At 49.1% G+C, this 15,090-nt stretch carries 14 protein-coding genes and 2 pseudogenes; 4 read left to right on the forward strand and 12 right to left on the reverse strand.

The window, feature by feature from the left end:
• Nucleotides 1-61 precede the first annotated feature (61 nt).
• The 5 genes from purU to HP568_RS12030 all read right to left on the reverse strand — a co-directional run bounded on the left by purU (nucleotide 62) and on the right by HP568_RS12030 (nucleotide 4,854).
• On the reverse strand, nucleotides 62-958 hold the full coding sequence (gene purU / locus HP568_RS12010; protein ID WP_048034680.1) for a formyltetrahydrofolate deformylase: 897 nt from the start codon (nucleotides 956-958) through the stop codon (nucleotides 62-64).
• 116 nt (nucleotides 959-1,074) lie between these two features.
• Nucleotides 1,075-1,755 carry a TetR/AcrR family transcriptional regulator gene (locus HP568_RS12015; protein WP_007728114.1) on the reverse strand — a complete coding sequence of 227 codons (681 nt, stop codon included), beginning with the start codon at nucleotides 1,753-1,755 and terminating at the stop codon, nucleotides 1,075-1,077.
• Nucleotides 1,756-1,772: 17 nt separating this feature from the next.
• Complete coding sequence (locus HP568_RS12020) at nucleotides 1,773-2,912, reverse strand: ABC transporter permease (protein WP_048034681.1); 1,140 nt, start codon at nucleotides 2,910-2,912, stop codon at nucleotides 1,773-1,775.
• A complete protein-coding gene (locus HP568_RS12025) occupies nucleotides 2,909-3,667 on the reverse strand; it encodes an ABC transporter ATP-binding protein (protein WP_048034682.1) in 759 nt (252 codons plus the stop codon). Before HP568_RS12025 ends, HP568_RS12020 begins: the two co-directional genes overlap by 4 nt.
• Nucleotides 3,664-4,854 (reverse strand): HlyD family secretion protein, encoded by a 1,191-nt coding sequence (locus HP568_RS12030; RefSeq protein ID WP_173629185.1) that lies wholly within the window; start codon nucleotides 4,852-4,854, stop codon nucleotides 3,664-3,666. Before HP568_RS12030 ends, HP568_RS12025 begins: the two co-directional genes overlap by 4 nt.
• A gap of 327 nt (nucleotides 4,855-5,181) precedes the next feature.
• On the opposite strand from HP568_RS12030, the gene HP568_RS12035 reads away from it, so the two are divergent.
• Nucleotides 5,182-5,559, forward strand: a complete 378-nt coding sequence (locus tag HP568_RS12035; RefSeq protein ID WP_173629214.1) for a VOC family protein — start codon at nucleotides 5,182-5,184, stop codon at nucleotides 5,557-5,559.
• A 52-nt stretch (nucleotides 5,560-5,611) separates the two neighbouring features.
• Here HP568_RS12035 and HP568_RS12040 read toward each other — a convergent pair whose 3' ends face one another.
• Nucleotides 5,612-7,810, reverse strand: a complete 2,199-nt coding sequence (locus HP568_RS12040) for a DNA topoisomerase III (protein WP_173629186.1) — start codon at nucleotides 7,808-7,810, stop codon at nucleotides 5,612-5,614.
• Nucleotides 7,811-8,050: 240 nt separating this feature from the next.
• Between HP568_RS12040 and HP568_RS12045 the strand changes: the two genes are divergently transcribed.
• Genes HP568_RS12045 through HP568_RS12055 form a run of 3 tightly spaced genes read left to right on the forward strand, consistent with a single transcriptional unit; the run spans nucleotide 8,051 to nucleotide 10,537 of the window.
• Nucleotides 8,051-8,560: a MerR family transcriptional regulator gene (locus HP568_RS12045; protein ID WP_048034685.1), complete on the forward strand. Its 510-nt coding sequence runs from the start codon at nucleotides 8,051-8,053 to the stop codon at nucleotides 8,558-8,560.
• Nucleotides 8,553-8,993, forward strand: coding sequence for an SRPBCC family protein (locus HP568_RS12050; protein ID WP_173629187.1), 441 nt, complete (start codon nucleotides 8,553-8,555; stop codon nucleotides 8,991-8,993). Before HP568_RS12045 ends, HP568_RS12050 begins: the two co-directional genes overlap by 8 nt.
• On the forward strand, nucleotides 8,990-10,537 hold the full coding sequence (locus HP568_RS12055) for an MFS transporter (RefSeq protein ID WP_173629188.1): 1,548 nt from the start codon (nucleotides 8,990-8,992) through the stop codon (nucleotides 10,535-10,537). Before HP568_RS12050 ends, HP568_RS12055 begins: the two co-directional genes overlap by 4 nt.
• A gap of 64 nt (nucleotides 10,538-10,601) precedes the next feature.
• Here the strand turns inward: HP568_RS12055 and pyrH are convergent.
• The 6 genes and pseudogenes from pyrH to HP568_RS12085 all read right to left on the reverse strand — a co-directional run.
• Nucleotides 10,602-10,842, reverse strand: a pseudogene (pyrH, locus tag HP568_RS12060) (UMP kinase); the annotation flags it as partial.
• Nucleotides 10,841-11,000, reverse strand: a pseudogene (locus HP568_RS12065) (hypothetical protein); the annotation flags it as partial. The pseudogenes pyrH and HP568_RS12065, both read right to left, overlap by 2 nt.
• 104 nt (nucleotides 11,001-11,104) lie before the next feature.
• Nucleotides 11,105-12,031 carry an Ig-like domain-containing domain gene (locus tag HP568_RS12070; protein WP_048034689.1) on the reverse strand — a complete coding sequence of 309 codons (927 nt, stop codon included), beginning with the start codon at nucleotides 12,029-12,031 and terminating at the stop codon, nucleotides 11,105-11,107.
• Nucleotides 12,032-12,278: 247 nt separating this feature from the next.
• On the reverse strand, nucleotides 12,279-12,797 hold the full coding sequence (locus tag HP568_RS12075) for a ribonuclease FAU-1 family protein (protein ID WP_048034690.1): 519 nt from the start codon (nucleotides 12,795-12,797) through the stop codon (nucleotides 12,279-12,281).
• 118 nt (nucleotides 12,798-12,915) lie between these two features.
• A complete protein-coding gene (gene bcaP / locus HP568_RS12080; protein WP_375154937.1) occupies nucleotides 12,916-14,337 on the reverse strand; it encodes a branched-chain amino acid transporter BcaP in 1,422 nt (473 codons plus the stop codon).
• A 117-nt stretch (nucleotides 14,338-14,454) separates the two neighbouring features.
• Nucleotides 14,455-14,922, reverse strand: a complete 468-nt coding sequence (locus HP568_RS12085) for a DinB family protein (protein ID WP_173629190.1) — start codon at nucleotides 14,920-14,922, stop codon at nucleotides 14,455-14,457.
• Nucleotides 14,923-15,090 lie beyond the last annotated feature (168 nt).

Here is a 15,090-nt window from a genome sequence, read left to right on the forward strand (position 1 = left end):
GAATCAAAACGAAAGAAGAGGCTTTTCCTCAAAGGAATAGCCTCTTCTTTATACGCAATGCTTATGGGAACACAATCGTCTTGTTACCGTACACCAGCACCCGATCCTCCAGATGCCAACGAACCGCACGTGCAAGCACCGTACGCTCTACCTGACGTCCCAACTGCTTCAATGCCTCGACGTCTTCCTGGTGCGATACACGTTGAACGTCTTGCTCGATAATCGGCCCTGCGTCCAGCTCTTCCGTAACGTAATGCGCAGTCGCTCCGATCAGCTTCACACCGCGACGATACGCCTGCTCGTAAGGCTTCGCTCCGACAAAGGCAGGGAGGAAAGAATGGTGGATATTGATAATTCGCATCGCATAGTCCTCCAAAAAGCGCGGGGACAAAATCTGCATGTAGCGAGCCAGAACGATTAGATCAACACCCTCCGCCGCTGCAATCTGCTCTTCTTCTGCCTGCGGCTTGTTATCCTTCGTGACTGGAATGCAGCGATACGGAATGCCGAAGGACTCGACTGTCTCCTGCATGTCAGGATGGTTGCTGACGACAACCGCGATATCCGCGAACAGCTCCCCGGACTTCCAGCGCCACAAGAGCTCCAAAAGACAGTGATCTTCTTTGGAAACAAACAGCGCGACCTTCTTGCGCTTGTTCGCTTCGACCAACGACCATTCCATGCCAAAGCTCTCGGCGACAGGGCTGAATGCTTCCTTGATCTCTTCGCAGCGCTCGTCCAGATTGATGAGATCGAATTCAATGCGCATGAAAAATCGGCCTGTTTCCGGATCGGTCGTGTACTGGTCAGACTGAACGATGTTGGCTCCCTGTTGGAACAAGAAGTTCGACACCGCCGCGACGATACCCGCGCGGTCCGGGCAAGAAATCAGCATGCGCGCACGATCTTTGTTTTTCTCTCGATACGCGAGCCATTCTCTCTCTGATAACAATTGCATGGTTTACTCTCCTCCATAATCAAAAACAGCAAAAAGTTGTTTGCAATTATACCATTCCCAGAAGGGATTTCTATACCCAAATAGAGAGAAAAATGTTCACTTATCGATAAAAAAATTTAGATAGAGTGATTTCCAATCCCGTTAAGCAAAATATCTACGGTCAGAGCGATTTGCTCATCATCGCTGAACTGTGTAAATTCATCGGTATCCAGAACTTGCCGGAACAGAACGAGCCCGATCATCGAGGACAGGATCGCCCGAAAGACAGCCTGTGTCGGGAGCGGACGCAATTCGCCTACCTCGACCTTTGCCTCGATCAGCTTATTTGCCATCTCCTTCACACCCGTGAAAACGGTAGCGATGAGTGCTTCCCTGATTTCGTCATGGAAAAAGGCTTCTTGCAGCAAAATGCGAATATGCTTTTCATTCGCTAGCACCAGGTCGATCCGGTTTCGGTACAGCTCTGTCACGATTTGGGAGAATGTTTTTTTATTCTGCTCTTTGAAGATCTCACGGACATCCTTCAAGATAAACGGCGCCGCGAATTTGACCAATACTGGTGCAACGACGGCAAGTAAAATATCCTTTTTCGATTTATAGTGGCGAAAAATCGTTCCCTCTGCCACTCCTGCTTCTTTGGCAATTTCAGAGGTGGAGCTGGCATGAAAGCCCTTTTCGGCGAACAGCTTCACCGATGCACGCAAAATATTACGCTGTTTCTCCGTCATCTCGCTCTCATCTTTCAACTCTTCTACATATTGCAACAGGCCCTCTACAAATGTTGGCGGCTTGTTCATCACCCATTACGCTCCTCTTATTCGATCTTCTTGCGGAATCGCAGGATAGCGACGGTCAGGATCAAGAGACAAAAACCGCTCATTCCGACGACATCCTTCCAGAGCGCATCGATGTCCACGCCCTTTAAGAAAATTCCTCGCAAGATTTCCAGAAAATAGGTCAACGGGACAAGCCCGCCTAACCATTGTATCACGAGCGGCATCGAATCGCGCGGGAACATAAAGCCGGAGAGAAGCACACTAGGCAGAATAAAAGCGAATGCCATTTGCATCGCTTGAAGCTGAGTCTTTGCCACCGTAGAAATGAAAATGCCCAAGAGAAGCGTCGTCACCAAAAACAAGACAGACAAAGTCACGAGAAGCGAAATGCTGCCTTTGACCGGGACCCCGAACCAATACGTTCCAACCAAGAGCACCAGACAAAACGAAAAGAGACCTACACCTACATAGGGGGTAATTTTGCCGAGCATCAGCTCCAATGGGCGGATCGGAGTCACGATTAACTGCTCCATCGTTCCTCGCTCCTTCTCACGTACGAGGGAAAACGCCGTCAGAATCATCGTGACGTTTTGCATTATCAAGCCGATCAAGCCGGGAATATTGAAGACGATACTCTCCATATTGGGGTTAAACAGCACGCGTGTATCCAAGCCGAGTGGCTGTTCCAGCTCCCCCAAGCCTTGTTTTTGCAGCTTTATTTCCTGCAACGTAATCGCTTGATGTTGGACGATCAACTGGGCTTGAGAAGTGGCAGTCCGGGCGATATTCGGATCGGAACCATTAATAAGCATCTGCACATCTACCGGCTCGTTGCGATCACGCTTGCGGGTGTAGTCCGGCCCGATAATGAGCGCGACATTTACGGAGCCATCGTCTAACATGGCTTCGATCTCCTCGTAGCCACTTACATGGGCTGCCACCTCGAATACACGTGTATGGACGAACTGATCCACCAGCTCTCGACTGGCAGCAGAAGGGCTTTGATTCCAGACGGCCATCTGGATGTCATTGACGTCTGTATTAACAGCATATCCGAACAAAAACAACAGCATCAGCGGCATGACCAGTGCAATCGCCAGACTGGGACGATCCCGCTTGATTTGGATGACTTCCTTCTTCACGACAGACCAGTAACGCTCCCAGACAAAATGCCTCATCGGGCTCCCTCCCCCGCCGCCTGTCTGGCTTCCTCCTGCCTAACCAGATCGATGAAGACATCCTCCAGATTGCCTACTCCCATACGATCGATCAACGCTTGTGGAGTGCCTTCCGCCAGCAGATTGCCGAAAAAGATAAAGCCGATCCAATCGCATGTCTGCGCCTCATCCATGTAGTGTGTAGTTACCAGCACGGTGATCCCCTGTCTCGCCAGCTCATGAATGACGTCCCAAAAAATCCGACGAGAAACAGGATCGACTCCTGCTGTCGGTTCGTCCAAAATCAACAGCTCCGGCTTGTGCAAAAGAGCACAGGAGAGCGCGAGGCGTTGCTTCCATCCCCCTGACAGCGATCCCGCAAGCTGCTTTTCCCTGCCTGTCAGGCCTGCCATCTCAATCAGTTCCGCTTTCCGCTCCTTGCGTTCTGTAGCACCTAATCGATAAACCCCTGCATAAAAATCGAGATTCTCTTCCACTGTCAAATCTTCATACAGGCTGAACTTTTGTGACATATATCCGATCCGTTGCTTGATTTCCTCGCTCTGTGTCATGACATCGAAGCCAAGAACCGTCCCCTTTCCGGTCGTCGGGGTCAACAAGCCACAAAGCATCCGGATTGTGGTCGATTTCCCTGAGCCATTCGGACCCAAAAAACCGTAAATCGAACCTCGCGGAACCATCAGTGTCAGGCTGTTCACAGCTACTCGATCACCGAAACGCTTCGTCAACTGCTCGCATTGGATAGCGGCGCTCATCGACCTCCCTCCTCGTCTCCCAGCAGCACATCGGCAGGCATACCTGGTTTGATTTTGTCGAGTCCATCTGAGATGTGGATCGTAACAGCGAACACAAGCTTGGTGCGTTCATCCGGTGTCTGGACATTTTTCGGCGTAAACTCTGCCTTTTCCGAGATGCGACTGATCGTTCCCGTAAACGTCTCTTCCGGATAGGCATCTACCTTGATGCCAACCTTTTGTCCTTTTTTCACCTGATTCAATTGTGCTTCCGGGATGTACACGACGAGCTCGAGCTGATCTGGCTTCATCATTGTAAACAAGGTAGCGCCTGTTTTGGCTACTTCCCCCTGTTCGATAGAGGAGCGCAAGAGTGTACCATCATCTGTTGCTGTAATCTTGGACTTTTCCAACTGTAATAAGGCTTGATCCAGTTTCGCTTTCGCCTGCTGCTGGGCGGCGAGCAGTGCCCGAATCGCGTAATCGGTACTTCCTTCCTTCACCTGGTCGAGATCTGCCTGCGCTCCGGCTTGCGCGGCTTGGGCTGTACCGATTTGGGCCGCAGCAGCAGCGATGTCTTCTTGTGCAGAATGGTACTGTGCCTGTGTCTGCGCTACTTGTGCCGCCCATTGATCTGCCTGCGTTTTTGCCTGATTCACTGCTTCTTTTTGCGTGTCGAGGTCTTTGGCAGAGATCGCTCCTTTTTCGAAGAGTGCTGTTGCTTCCTCGAGTCTTTTTTGTTGATACAACAGGGTCTGCTGCGCCCCCTGCCATTGCGATTCTGCCTGCGTCATCTGCTCAGCAGCCCGGGCTTTTCCTGCTTCCGCCTGATTTTTTCTCGCTTGGGCCAGTTGAATATTCGCATTTGCTTGCTGGACGTTGGCCATGCTTCTTTGGATCGTCGTGTCCCGTGAACCCGCTCTCGCCTCTTCTAGTCTGGCTGTCGCTTGGTCCAGTACCGCCTGTGCTTCTGCCACAGTCATTTGGTAGCTTCGTTTATCGATTTGAGCCAGCACTTGTCCTTTTTTTATTGCACTTCCCTCTTCTGCCGTAACGTTTGTCACCAATCCGCCTACTTCAGCTACAATCGGCAGCTCAATGGCCTCGATTGTGCCAGACAGTGACGGATGATTGTCGGATGTCCAATTGCAGCCCGACAATGCCAGTAACAGTCCCCCGATACAAATAGAGCGAACAACTGGTTTCATAACCGCTTCCCCCTACCTACATAATAGAGTGAGTAATCACTTTTCTTTTTGTGTGAAAAAACAAGCCACAGAACTAGGCTTGAGATGAGCTTTTTAGATAAGCGAGTGATTACTCACTTTTAATTGTGAGTATATGCTCCTCTTTTACGAAATGCAATTTCTTTTTCTAAAATGCGCAATTGAAAAGAAATCCTGTCTGATTCTTCATGCTATGATGAAGACAAGCTGGACAAGCCCGTTGGCATCGGGTATCAGATACCGTCGGGATGGAAAGGATTAGGAGCATCGAGTTTTTAACTACCATGTAGGGAGTGAACAATGTTTATGATGATTAGCAAAGTCGGTCAAATCATGCTGTATGTCAATAACCAGGATCAAGCAGTGAACTTTTGGACGGAAAAGCTAGGGTTCCGTGTTGTTTCAGAAGAGAAGAACGGTGAAATGAGATGGATTGAAATTGCTCCCGCCCAAGGCGCTGAAACAAGCATCGTTCTGCACAATAAGGAATTCGTTGCGAAAATGTCGCCCGGAATGAATCTTGGCACTCCTTCACTCCTGCTCTTTTCAGAAAATATCGAGGAATTGCGTAACGACCTCATGAATAAAAATGTGAAGGTTGGAGACATTGTTACGATGCCTTCTGGCCGCGTCTTTAACTTCGCAGACGATGAAGACAATTACTTTGCTGTGCTGGAGAAAAAGTAAACAGAAGGAGGCGGCTGACTGGAATGGTCGGCCGCCTTTTGTTTCACGCCTTTTAGTCGAACTTTAATTTGGACAGTGCGTCTTTCAACGCTGAGTTGATTCCTTCGTCCTGCTCCTTGTCTTGCCCCTTCAAATACTTGGCTACTTCTTTCTTCGAAACCTTGCTGCCCTTTTCCTTGTCCCGACGCTCCTGGAAGGTCTTCAGTTTTTCCTTGTGTCCACACGCGCAGACAAAGGTTTGTCCTTCCCCTTCTCCGCGCAGCTCCAATCTTTTGTGGCATTTTGGACATCTGGCATTGGTCTGCTTGGGAATGCTTTTGCGATAACCGCATTCCCGATCCTGGCACACCTGCATTTTGCCGCGCTTTCCGTTTACCTCGAGCAAAAACTTATTGCACTCCGGGCACCTGCTTCTGGTCAGGTTATCGTGCCGGAAAGTCTGATCGCTATTCTTGATCTGCTGGACGACTTCTTTGGCGTACGATTTCATCTCTTCGATAAACGCTCGCTTGTTCAAGCTGCCCTTGGCGATGGCACCGAGCTTTTGCTCCCATTGGGCGGTCAAGGTCGGCGACTGCATTTCATCTGGGACAAGCTCTAGCAACTGCTTGGCTTTTGCGGTAACAAAAATATGCTTGCCGCGCTTCTCTAGCAAAAAGCTGTTGAACAGCTTCTCGATCACATCTGCGCGGGTTGCTACCGTACCTAGTCCGCCTGTTTCCCCTATCGTTTTGATCAAATCCTTGCTCTCGTTCGCCATGTATTTCGCCGGGTTTTCCATCGCAGACAGCAGGCTCGCTTCTGTAAATGGCTCTGGCGGCTTCGTCTCGCCCTTGGTCTGGGATATCGACTGGATGTGCAGGCGATCTCCTTTGGCAAGAGAAGGCAGGATTTGTTCCTTTACGCCGTCCTTCACGTCGTCTTCTTCTACATCGTGGTCATACGCCTCTCTCCAGCCTTGGGAGAGCACGGTTTTTCCTTTTGCCAGGAAGGTTTCATTCCCGATTTTCGCCTGGATGGTTGTTTGCTCGTATTCAAAGGCAGGCAGCAACACGGCCAGGAAGCGCTTCACGATGAGGTCAAAAATTTTGCGTTCCTTATCACTCAAATCACCGAGAAAAACAGCTTGCTCTGTCGGGATGATCGCATGGTGGTCCGATACTTTACTGTCATCCACGAACGATTTGTTCGCTTTGATCGGCGCACGCAGGATTCTGGCGGCGAGGGGCGCATATGGCTTCATTTGGACAGCCTTGATTCGATCCGGCAGCGTCTCGACGATATCAGCAGAGAGATAGCGAGAGTCGGTTCGTGGGTACGTCACTGCCTTGTGATGCTCATACAGCCCTTGCATGATGGACAGTGTCTGTTTTGGTGAATAGCCAAACATCCGGTTGGCATCCCGTTGCAGCTCCGTCAAATCGTACAACTGTGGAGCATACGTCTTTTTGTGTGCACGAGTAACCTCGACGACTTCTGCGTTTTTCTCCTGTTTGAGAACGGCTATTAGCTGATCAGCTTTTTCCTTGGAAAATGTTTTGAAATCCTTCGTTTGCTGATCTTGCCATTGGAGCTGAATCGGACCTTGGACCACCGCAGACAGTCCGTAAAATGGCTTGGGTGTAAAGCGGCGAATCTCCTCTTCTCGCGTTGCCACAATAGCAAGTGTTGGCGTCTGGACGCGACCGCATGAGAGCTGGGCGTTATGCTTGCACGTCAAGGCGCGTGTGGCATTGATTCCAACGAGCCAATCGGCTTCTGCACGAGCAGCTGCGGAGGCAAACAAGTTTTCATAGTTTTTGCCGTCCTTCAGATTACGGAAGCCTTCGCGGATCGCCTTATCTGTCACCGAGGAAATCCACAGACGCTTGATTGGTTTATTCACGTGAACCAGCTCGAGAATCCACCGGGCGACGAGTTCTCCTTCACGCCCTGCATCCGTCGCAATGACGATCTGCCCGACATCCTTGCGTCTCATTTGTTGTTTGACGACCTGGAATTGCCTGTTGCTTTCCCTGATCACGACCAAGCGCAATGGGGACGGCATAATCGGCAAATCCTCAATTCGCCACGAGCTGAATTGCTGCCCGTACGCTTCTGGATCAGCGAGGGTGACCAAATGCCCGAGCGCCCATGTCACAATATATTTATCTCCTTCAAAAAAGCCGTTTCCTTTTTTGTGACACTGCAATACTTTGGCAATGTCACGTCCAACCGAAGGCTTTTCTGCCAGTACAACTGTTTTACTCATGTACGACATCCTTTCAAACCAATTCAACAATCTGTATCCATTGTAAACAAAAAAGCAGGAAGAAGGGGCTTCGAAATGTTTCGAGAAAATAAAGTTTTAAACTTAGGGTTATGAAACGCTAACGGGCAAGCTCACTTTCGCATTGGAAAAAAATTCAAAAGGCTCCTTGACCATTACGTAACGTAACGGTTTATAGTGAAGTTACCGGTGAAACGCTAGCGATCAAGAAAGGGGCTGATCATGAAACAACATTGGAAAGTCGGAGAACTTGCGAAAATGGCGGGAATTACGATACGAACTTTACGTTTTTACGATCAGATAGGCTTGTTTTCTCCATCCGGCTATTCGCCATCCGGATACAGACTCTACACCGAAAAGGACATTTCACGCCTACAGCAAATTTTGTCCTTAAAGGAGTTGGGGCTATCGCTCGAGCAGATTAAAGCCGTTATGACCGGAGACCAACTCAGCCTGTCAGACATCGTTAGCATTCAAATAGACAGCCTGAAAGAAAGTATCCGCATGCAGCAGAAACTCTTGCATGAGCTGGAGAATGTATCGAGTCGGATGCAAAGGAACGAACCGTTTACCGTTGAGCATTTCATGAACATCATACGAACGATGAGAATGAACCATGAGAAATTTTTCGCCGAGAGAAAATCGAGTATGGATCGCCACCTCGACCGACTTGGTGAATATTTAGATGAGCATCCGGAAGAACCCGGACAAGGAGGTTTCGACTGTGAGTGAAAGATTTGCCAAACATTCCACATTTGTCATCGAACGAAACTATAAGCATTCCCATGCCCGTGTATTCGCTGCATGGGCGGGTCAAGCAGCCAAAGCCGGTTGGTTCCCTAAAGCCGACGAGTTCGACTTCCGCGTCGGTGGCCGCGAATTCAATCGCGGTGGTCCTCCTGGGGGACCCGTTTACACATTCGATGCCTGCTATCAGGAAATCGTTCAGAATAGGCGAATTGTATACTCATACACGCTGGACATGGAAGACAAGCGGATGTCTGTCTCCGTGACGACAGTGGAATTCGATTCCGTGGACGGCGGCACGCGCTTGATCTATACCGAGCAGGGCGTTTTTCTGGACGGTCTCGATACGCCTGAACAGCGTGAGCACGGAACAAAGGTGATGTTGGATAAGCTCGGAAAGGTTCTGGACGGCCAATGAAAGATGCTGCGCTTGAATCGAGTAACCGGGCCGGTTTGAACGAATGGATTGGACTTGCCGTGCTTTCATTGCCTGCACTGCTCGTTTCGATAGACTTGTCCGTCATGATTCTCGCACTTCCTCACATAAGCGTCTCTATCGGCGCTGACAGTACAGAACAGCTCTGGATCATGGACATATACGGCTTCATGCTCTCGGGGTTTCTGATCACGATGGGCTCGCTCGGGGATCGGCTCGGCCGCCGTAAACTGCTGATGATCGGCGCAGCGGCATTCGGTTCGGCTTCGGTGTTGGCCGCTTATTCCAGCACCTCTGGAATGCTGATTGCAGCACGGGCGCTGCTCGGCATAGCCGGGGCGACGGTATCGCCTTCGTCCCTGGCTTTAATCAGCAATATGTTCCGTGATCATAAGCAGCGTGCCCTCGCCATAGGCATATGGTTCATGTGCTCCATGGGAGGCATGGCGCTTGGCCCAGTAGTCGGCGGAATGATGCTGGAGCAGTTTTCATGGGGTTCGATTTTTCTACTCGGTGTTCCAGTCATGGCGCTGCTATTGTTGACTGCGCCCCATCTTCTGCCCGAATATCGGGATCCCGCACCTGGTCATTTGGATATGACTAGCGTCATGCTGTCGATGTGTACCATTCTACCAGCAATATACGGGCTAAAGGAAATCGCTAAGCAAGGTCTACAGACTTTGCCGCTCATTGCCATCGCGGCTGGAGTTGTTTTCGGGATGTTATTTGTAAGACGGCAGCAACGTTTGGACAGTCCGCTAATGGACTTGCGCCTATTTGCAAACCCCGCCTTCAGCACGGCACTGGGCGGCTTGTTCGGCATCACTTTGACAGGCGCTTCCATGCTCTTCATCGCACAGCATCTTCAATTCGTGGAAGGACTATCTCCGCTTGCAGCAGCGATGTGCATGCTTCCGGGAGTGGTTGCGTCGATGGCGGGTATGTTGTTGTCGCCGATCATCGCTCGGCGAGTTCGACCGTCGCACCTTATCGGGGCAGGCCTTGCCGTCTCGGCGACTGGTTGTATTTTACTGTCCCAGGTAGAGATGGGATCCGGGCTCTCTACCCTGATCGTCGGTTATATCTTTTTTAATGTGGGAGTAGCCCCGTTTGCGAGCTTGTCCAGCGATCTAATTATTGGCTCGGCCCCGCCAGCGAAAGCGGGTTCGGCAGCGTCCTTGCTCCAAACGAGCGGTGAATTCGCATTCGCACTTGGTATCGCTGTATTAGGCAGTATCGGAACATACGTGTACCGCACTCAAATTGCTGGCTTCATACCAAAAGGGGTTACGCCGTTAACATCCGGAGCTTCCCACGAAAGTCTGGCTGGGGCAGTCTCAGCGGCTAAAGCTTTACCCGAACCTATTGGTTCAACACTTCTTCATGGCGCCCAGATAGCATTTAACGACGGCATGCATGCTGTTGTGGCCGTTAGCGGCGGGCTCATGATCACTATCGCCATACTCACCGTGATCAAGCTTCGGCATATCCCCCCCATCGGGCAGAAAACGCCAGGTGAGATGTAATAATCCGTGGCAGTCTAGGACTGTATTTTCTCGTCCCAGACTGCCGCTGTCTCTTCTATCAGGATTTGTCGACTAAAAGGGCGTCTGTGCTTACCTCGAGCGCCCGCTGGACAGCCGGATAGTCAGTGGTCACATACGGTTGACCATTTCCCCCAGCGAAGATAACCACATGTCCCTTTTCCAAATGATGAACGGCCAGCAGGCGAATGTACGGTTCGGCGACTGCATTGATCGGCCATGTTTCCACGAAAAATATTGCCTCCTCCGATCATGATGGCTACTTCTACTCCCATATCCAGCAAAGATCACGACCAAGCGTAATGGGGACGGCAAAATCGGCAAATCCTCGATTCGCCACGAGCTGAATTGCTGATCGACGCTTCAGATCAGCGAGAGTGACCAAATGTCCGAGTGCCCACGTTATCATATATTTATCTCCTTCAAAAAAGGAAAAAAGGGCCATCTCTGGAATAGAGACACCCCTTCTATCTTTACATTTCACCCTATACACTTGTCGCCCTTTAATGTAGCAGTCGCAAATTTCAATCCAATCTTCACTGATTTTTTCTACTCAAACTCTACTGAAATGTCATCTAATTCTAGATCAATTGGTTCTGGATTCTTAGGAATGGCCCCTGCATCAGATGGGGTGCCTGTTGAAAACAAGGAAAAATATTTATAGCTTTCATTCCCTGATGTATCCTTTACTGCTCCTTGGGCTACCGCTAAGAGGTACTCTGCATTATTTTTTAAAGGTGCATTCGGTTGGATCGTTACAGTGTCATTTTTGACGATAAAAGTTGCAGGAACCTCCGCAGCATTGTCATCCATTAATAGGAATTCGTTTGTGCCACTTTTCACTTTGCGATCATACTTAATTGTAATCACCGCATTTACATCCACTTTTGTTTCCTCTTCATACGGCTTTACATCGATTACTATAGGCGCTTGGTTGTTGCTGGTCACAAACTGAGTTGAATACTTATCGATCAATTTAGTAGAACCAGTGGTGCTTACAATTGCTCCTTTGTCGATCTCGATCGCATATTTCGTATTTGATTCCAAAGTCTTGTCAGGACGAATATAGAGGGTGTTATTTTTAATCTCCAATTTTCCGCTGACTGGTGATTTTCCTTTAACCTTATAGAGAGATACTACTGTTGACGGATCATTGTCAAAAGCAATTGGCACCGAGAATGTTAGCGCAGGTTGAATGTTTGTAGGAACATCTGTCTGCGCAATAATAGGATTAGAAACTGATACGAACACATCCCCAGGCTTTGGATAACTGATTAGGTTGTCGGAAATATACGTGCTATCGAGTTGGTATTCACTTTTGAATTTCGCGTCAATTTCCTCTAGCTGCTCATCATCAAGGAACTGATTCGGTACACCAAGCTCTTCTTGCTCCGATTTTGCTGATACGTTGTTGCTGTTTAGGGTTAGACTGAACATGAGTGTTACTGCGAGTAAGGCTTGAAATAAATTCTTCATACTTCTCCTCCAAAATAGTTTGTGTGTACATAAAAATCGTATTTCATTTTTAAGGCGTAACATACAGTTTTTTACACGAAATAAAAATACGGTTATTTTGGACTAGGAACTCTTTCATCCATCGTGACCTTCCTAAATTAGAAAACTGGGAGCAAACTCTGGGCCTCCTCCGTCTCCACTCCAAAAAGCCGTACGTCTACCAAAAAAAAAAAACGAAAGCAACAACCGCCTTCGTTCTTTCATACGTTTATACAAAAAAATTTGGAAAATCAAAGTCATCCCGTTTGCCCGACAAAATATTTCGTAATAAAAGATCAGCGGTCTCAGAGGCAAACTGGTGATACTCGCTCGTGATAACGCCTTTTTTCAATGCCTCATCGAGCTCATCCTGATCAAGCAGGTATACTTCTCCTGTCGGCAGTACCACGATGTCGAGGTACAAATCGTCATACCAGATATGCCCGTTCTCATCCTTGCCATGTCCCCGGCAAATATCGATATACCATTGCACGGTATTCCCTAACTCATCCATCATTTTCGTAACGGCATAAGCTTGACCATGGGGAAAATACTGCAAGTACACATATCCTCTATCGCCCACACACAGAGTTTTGTCCCCGACAGGCATGTAGGCAGGCTCACTTACTTCATCCAGAGTCAGGCGGACAGCGTACCCTGAGAAAGATAAAGATTCTACCCGTTTTTGCTGGTAGCCCAATCGCTTGACACGTCTCCAACCAGGTCGATCTGCTCTTTTTCGCTTCATAGCCTGCCCTCCCTCGTCATTTTGGTTGTTTTTACTCTACCATGAATAGGATCGCTTTGTCAGATAGCAAACAAAGACATGCTCACGTAGAACATGCCTAAACAAATGAACCTGCCATTTATGTTTGGGAGGAGTCGTCTTTTGTTGCCAATCGACTGTGTTTGCGGCCATAAAGAAAATAGACGATCGCTCCTACCGACAGCCAACCAAGAAAACCGATCTTTGTCAGCGTGGGCAGGTTGAAAACGAGATATCCGCAAAAGAGAACCGAGAGCAAAGGAACAAGCGGAACAAATGGGACGCGAAAAGCCCGCGGTAATCGCGGATGAGTGCGGCGCAGTACAACCAGTCCAACCGAGACCAAAATAAAAGCAAACAGCGTTCCGATGTTAGTGAGCTGAGCCAAGCTGGAGAGGGGCAATAATCCACCGAGGGTTGCTACTAATGCTGCCACGACGAGCGTGCTCTTTTGTGGTACCTGTGTGCGGGGATGTACGTGCGAGAAGAGCTCAGGGAGCAAGCCATCTCGGCTCATCGCAAAAAACATCCGGGCTTGTCCATACATCATCACTAACAAAACTGTCGTGATCCCGACAATGGCTCCCAACGAAATAAAGCCTGCTACCCAGTCCTGATTGACATAACTGAGCGCAAACGCGACTGGATTTTTGACATTCAACAATTTGTACGGAACAATCCCTGTCAATGTCAGCGAGACAGCAATGTACAAAATCGTGCACACGACTAAAGAAGAGATGATCCCGATTGGCATGTCTCTCTGGGGATTGCGCACTTCTTCGGCCGCAGAAGACACCGCATCAAATCCGATAAAAGCAAAAAACACCGTTGCGGCACCAGTCGCTACTCCCGCAAAACCAAACGGCATGAATGGACTCCAGTTTTCCGGCTTGACATACATGACCCCAACGACGAGGAACAGGACAACTACCGCCACTTTTATTAACACCATGATGGTATTCAAGCTCGCTGACTCTCTCGTTCCCTTCATCAACAAAGCTGTAATGATGACAATGATGAGGACCGCAGGTAGATCCATGATCGTTCCTTTTGATGCATCAAACGCACTCGTGAGCGCATGCGGCAGATGGATATTAAACCCGGCTAACAATCCCTGGGCATATCCCGACCATCCGCTTGCCACCGCAGCACAAGCCACTGCGTATTCGAGAATCAAGTCCCACCCGATCATCCAGGCGACAAACTCGCCAAATGCCGCATAGCTGTATGTATAAGCGCTTCCCGACACCGGAACAGTCGACGCAAACTCTGCATAGCAGAGTGCGGCAAACACACAGGCAATTGCCGCAATAACAAATGACAAAACAAGTGCTGGTCCAGCGTGCAAGGCTGCTGCAACTCCCGTTAACACAAAAATCCCTGTTCCCATGATCGCGCCGATCCCCAGCATTGTCAGGTCAAAAGCACCTAATGACTTTTTGAGAGAGCTTTCGTTTTTATCCACATGCTCCAGCATTTGCGCTACCGACGTTTTCCTCAGCAACTGATTTTTCCATGACATCATGTGCGACCTCCCAAGCGGGTCATTCACTTCCAATCGTGATTGAAAACAGTTGGAGTATGATCCGTTAAGAGGAAAATTATGCACTGGCGCAGCTCAGATCGAGGTTTGTCAGGGCTACCTGCGTGCTAATCCGCGCCCAATGACATTGGCAGAAACAGGTGGAATCCCAAGCTCTCTCGCCCAAATGGACAATTGCCCCATGTGGTGAATCTCGTGGGCGATGACATGACGAAGCAACTCGCCCTTTGTGTACACTTCATCATCCCAGGCGACCTTTACTGATTCGTTCTCCATCTCTTCTGACCAATTCTCGATGAAATCAATCAATTCTACGCGCCAGGCATCTGATAGCTCTTTTATTTTTTCCAGCGTCTTGTATGTTTCGAATGCCACCTGAATATCCGGCTTCCCCTGTACACCCCGAAGCCAGCTATACTCGACGTCAGCAATGTGAAACAAGGTGTACAAAATCGTGCCAGCCCCACCTGTTTGCTCGCGCAGCAATTCTTCTGGTGGAAGCTGCTTACACCATACCATCCACTCGTCCCGTACCTGCCAGTTATACTGGAAAAACATCTTCATTGGATTCGCTCCTTGTTTGATCATTATGTAAATTAGGAAAATTTTAACCAATTATAGCACGTACGTTCCCATTCCGTAAAACCAATAGTGGTTGTCTTCTAACCATAGTGGTCGGGAGAAGCCCTGCCACATGTTTTCCAGTCGCCTATATCCTCTCTTCGTTCGGGC

Origin of the sequence: Brevibacillus sp. MS2.2, from assembly GCF_013284345.1 — a bacterium.
Classification (GTDB): domain Bacteria; phylum Bacillota; class Bacilli; order Brevibacillales; family Brevibacillaceae; genus Brevibacillus; species Brevibacillus brevis_C.

What these genes read in the sequence shown, in the direction of transcription:
- HP568_RS12025 (WP_048034682.1), bottom strand. Translation starts at nt 3,667, where the DNA reads ATGAGCGCCGCTATCCAATGCGAGCAGTTGACGAAGCGTTTCGGTGAT.
- bcaP (WP_375154937.1), bottom strand. Translation starts at nt 14,337, where the DNA reads ATGTCATGGAAAAATCAGTTGCTGAGGAAAACGTCGGTAGCGCAAATG.
- HP568_RS12070 (WP_048034689.1), bottom strand. Translation starts at nt 12,031, where the DNA reads ATGAAGAATTTATTTCAAGCCTTACTCGCAGTAACACTCATGTTCAGT.
- HP568_RS12020 (WP_048034681.1), bottom strand. Translation starts at nt 2,912, where the DNA reads ATGAGGCATTTTGTCTGGGAGCGTTACTGGTCTGTCGTGAAGAAGGAA.
- HP568_RS12015 (WP_007728114.1), bottom strand. Translation starts at nt 1,755, where the DNA reads ATGAACAAGCCGCCAACATTTGTAGAGGGCCTGTTGCAATATGTAGAA.
- HP568_RS12035 (WP_173629214.1), top strand. Translation starts at nt 5,182, where the DNA reads ATGATTAGCAAAGTCGGTCAAATCATGCTGTATGTCAATAACCAGGAT.
- HP568_RS12085 (WP_173629190.1), bottom strand. Translation starts at nt 14,922, where the DNA reads ATGAAGATGTTTTTCCAGTATAACTGGCAGGTACGGGACGAGTGGATG.
- HP568_RS12030 (WP_173629185.1), bottom strand. Translation starts at nt 4,854, where the DNA reads ATGAAACCAGTTGTTCGCTCTATTTGTATCGGGGGACTGTTACTGGCA.
- HP568_RS12075 (WP_048034690.1), bottom strand. Translation starts at nt 12,797, where the DNA reads ATGAAGCGAAAAAGAGCAGATCGACCTGGTTGGAGACGTGTCAAGCGA.
- purU (WP_048034680.1), bottom strand. Translation starts at nt 958, where the DNA reads ATGCAATTGTTATCAGAGAGAGAATGGCTCGCGTATCGAGAGAAAAAC.
- HP568_RS12055 (WP_173629188.1), top strand. Translation starts at nt 8,990, where the DNA reads ATGAAAGATGCTGCGCTTGAATCGAGTAACCGGGCCGGTTTGAACGAA.
- HP568_RS12040 (WP_173629186.1), bottom strand. Translation starts at nt 7,810, where the DNA reads ATGAGTAAAACAGTTGTACTGGCAGAAAAGCCTTCGGTTGGACGTGAC.
- HP568_RS12045 (WP_048034685.1), top strand. Translation starts at nt 8,051, where the DNA reads ATGAAACAACATTGGAAAGTCGGAGAACTTGCGAAAATGGCGGGAATT.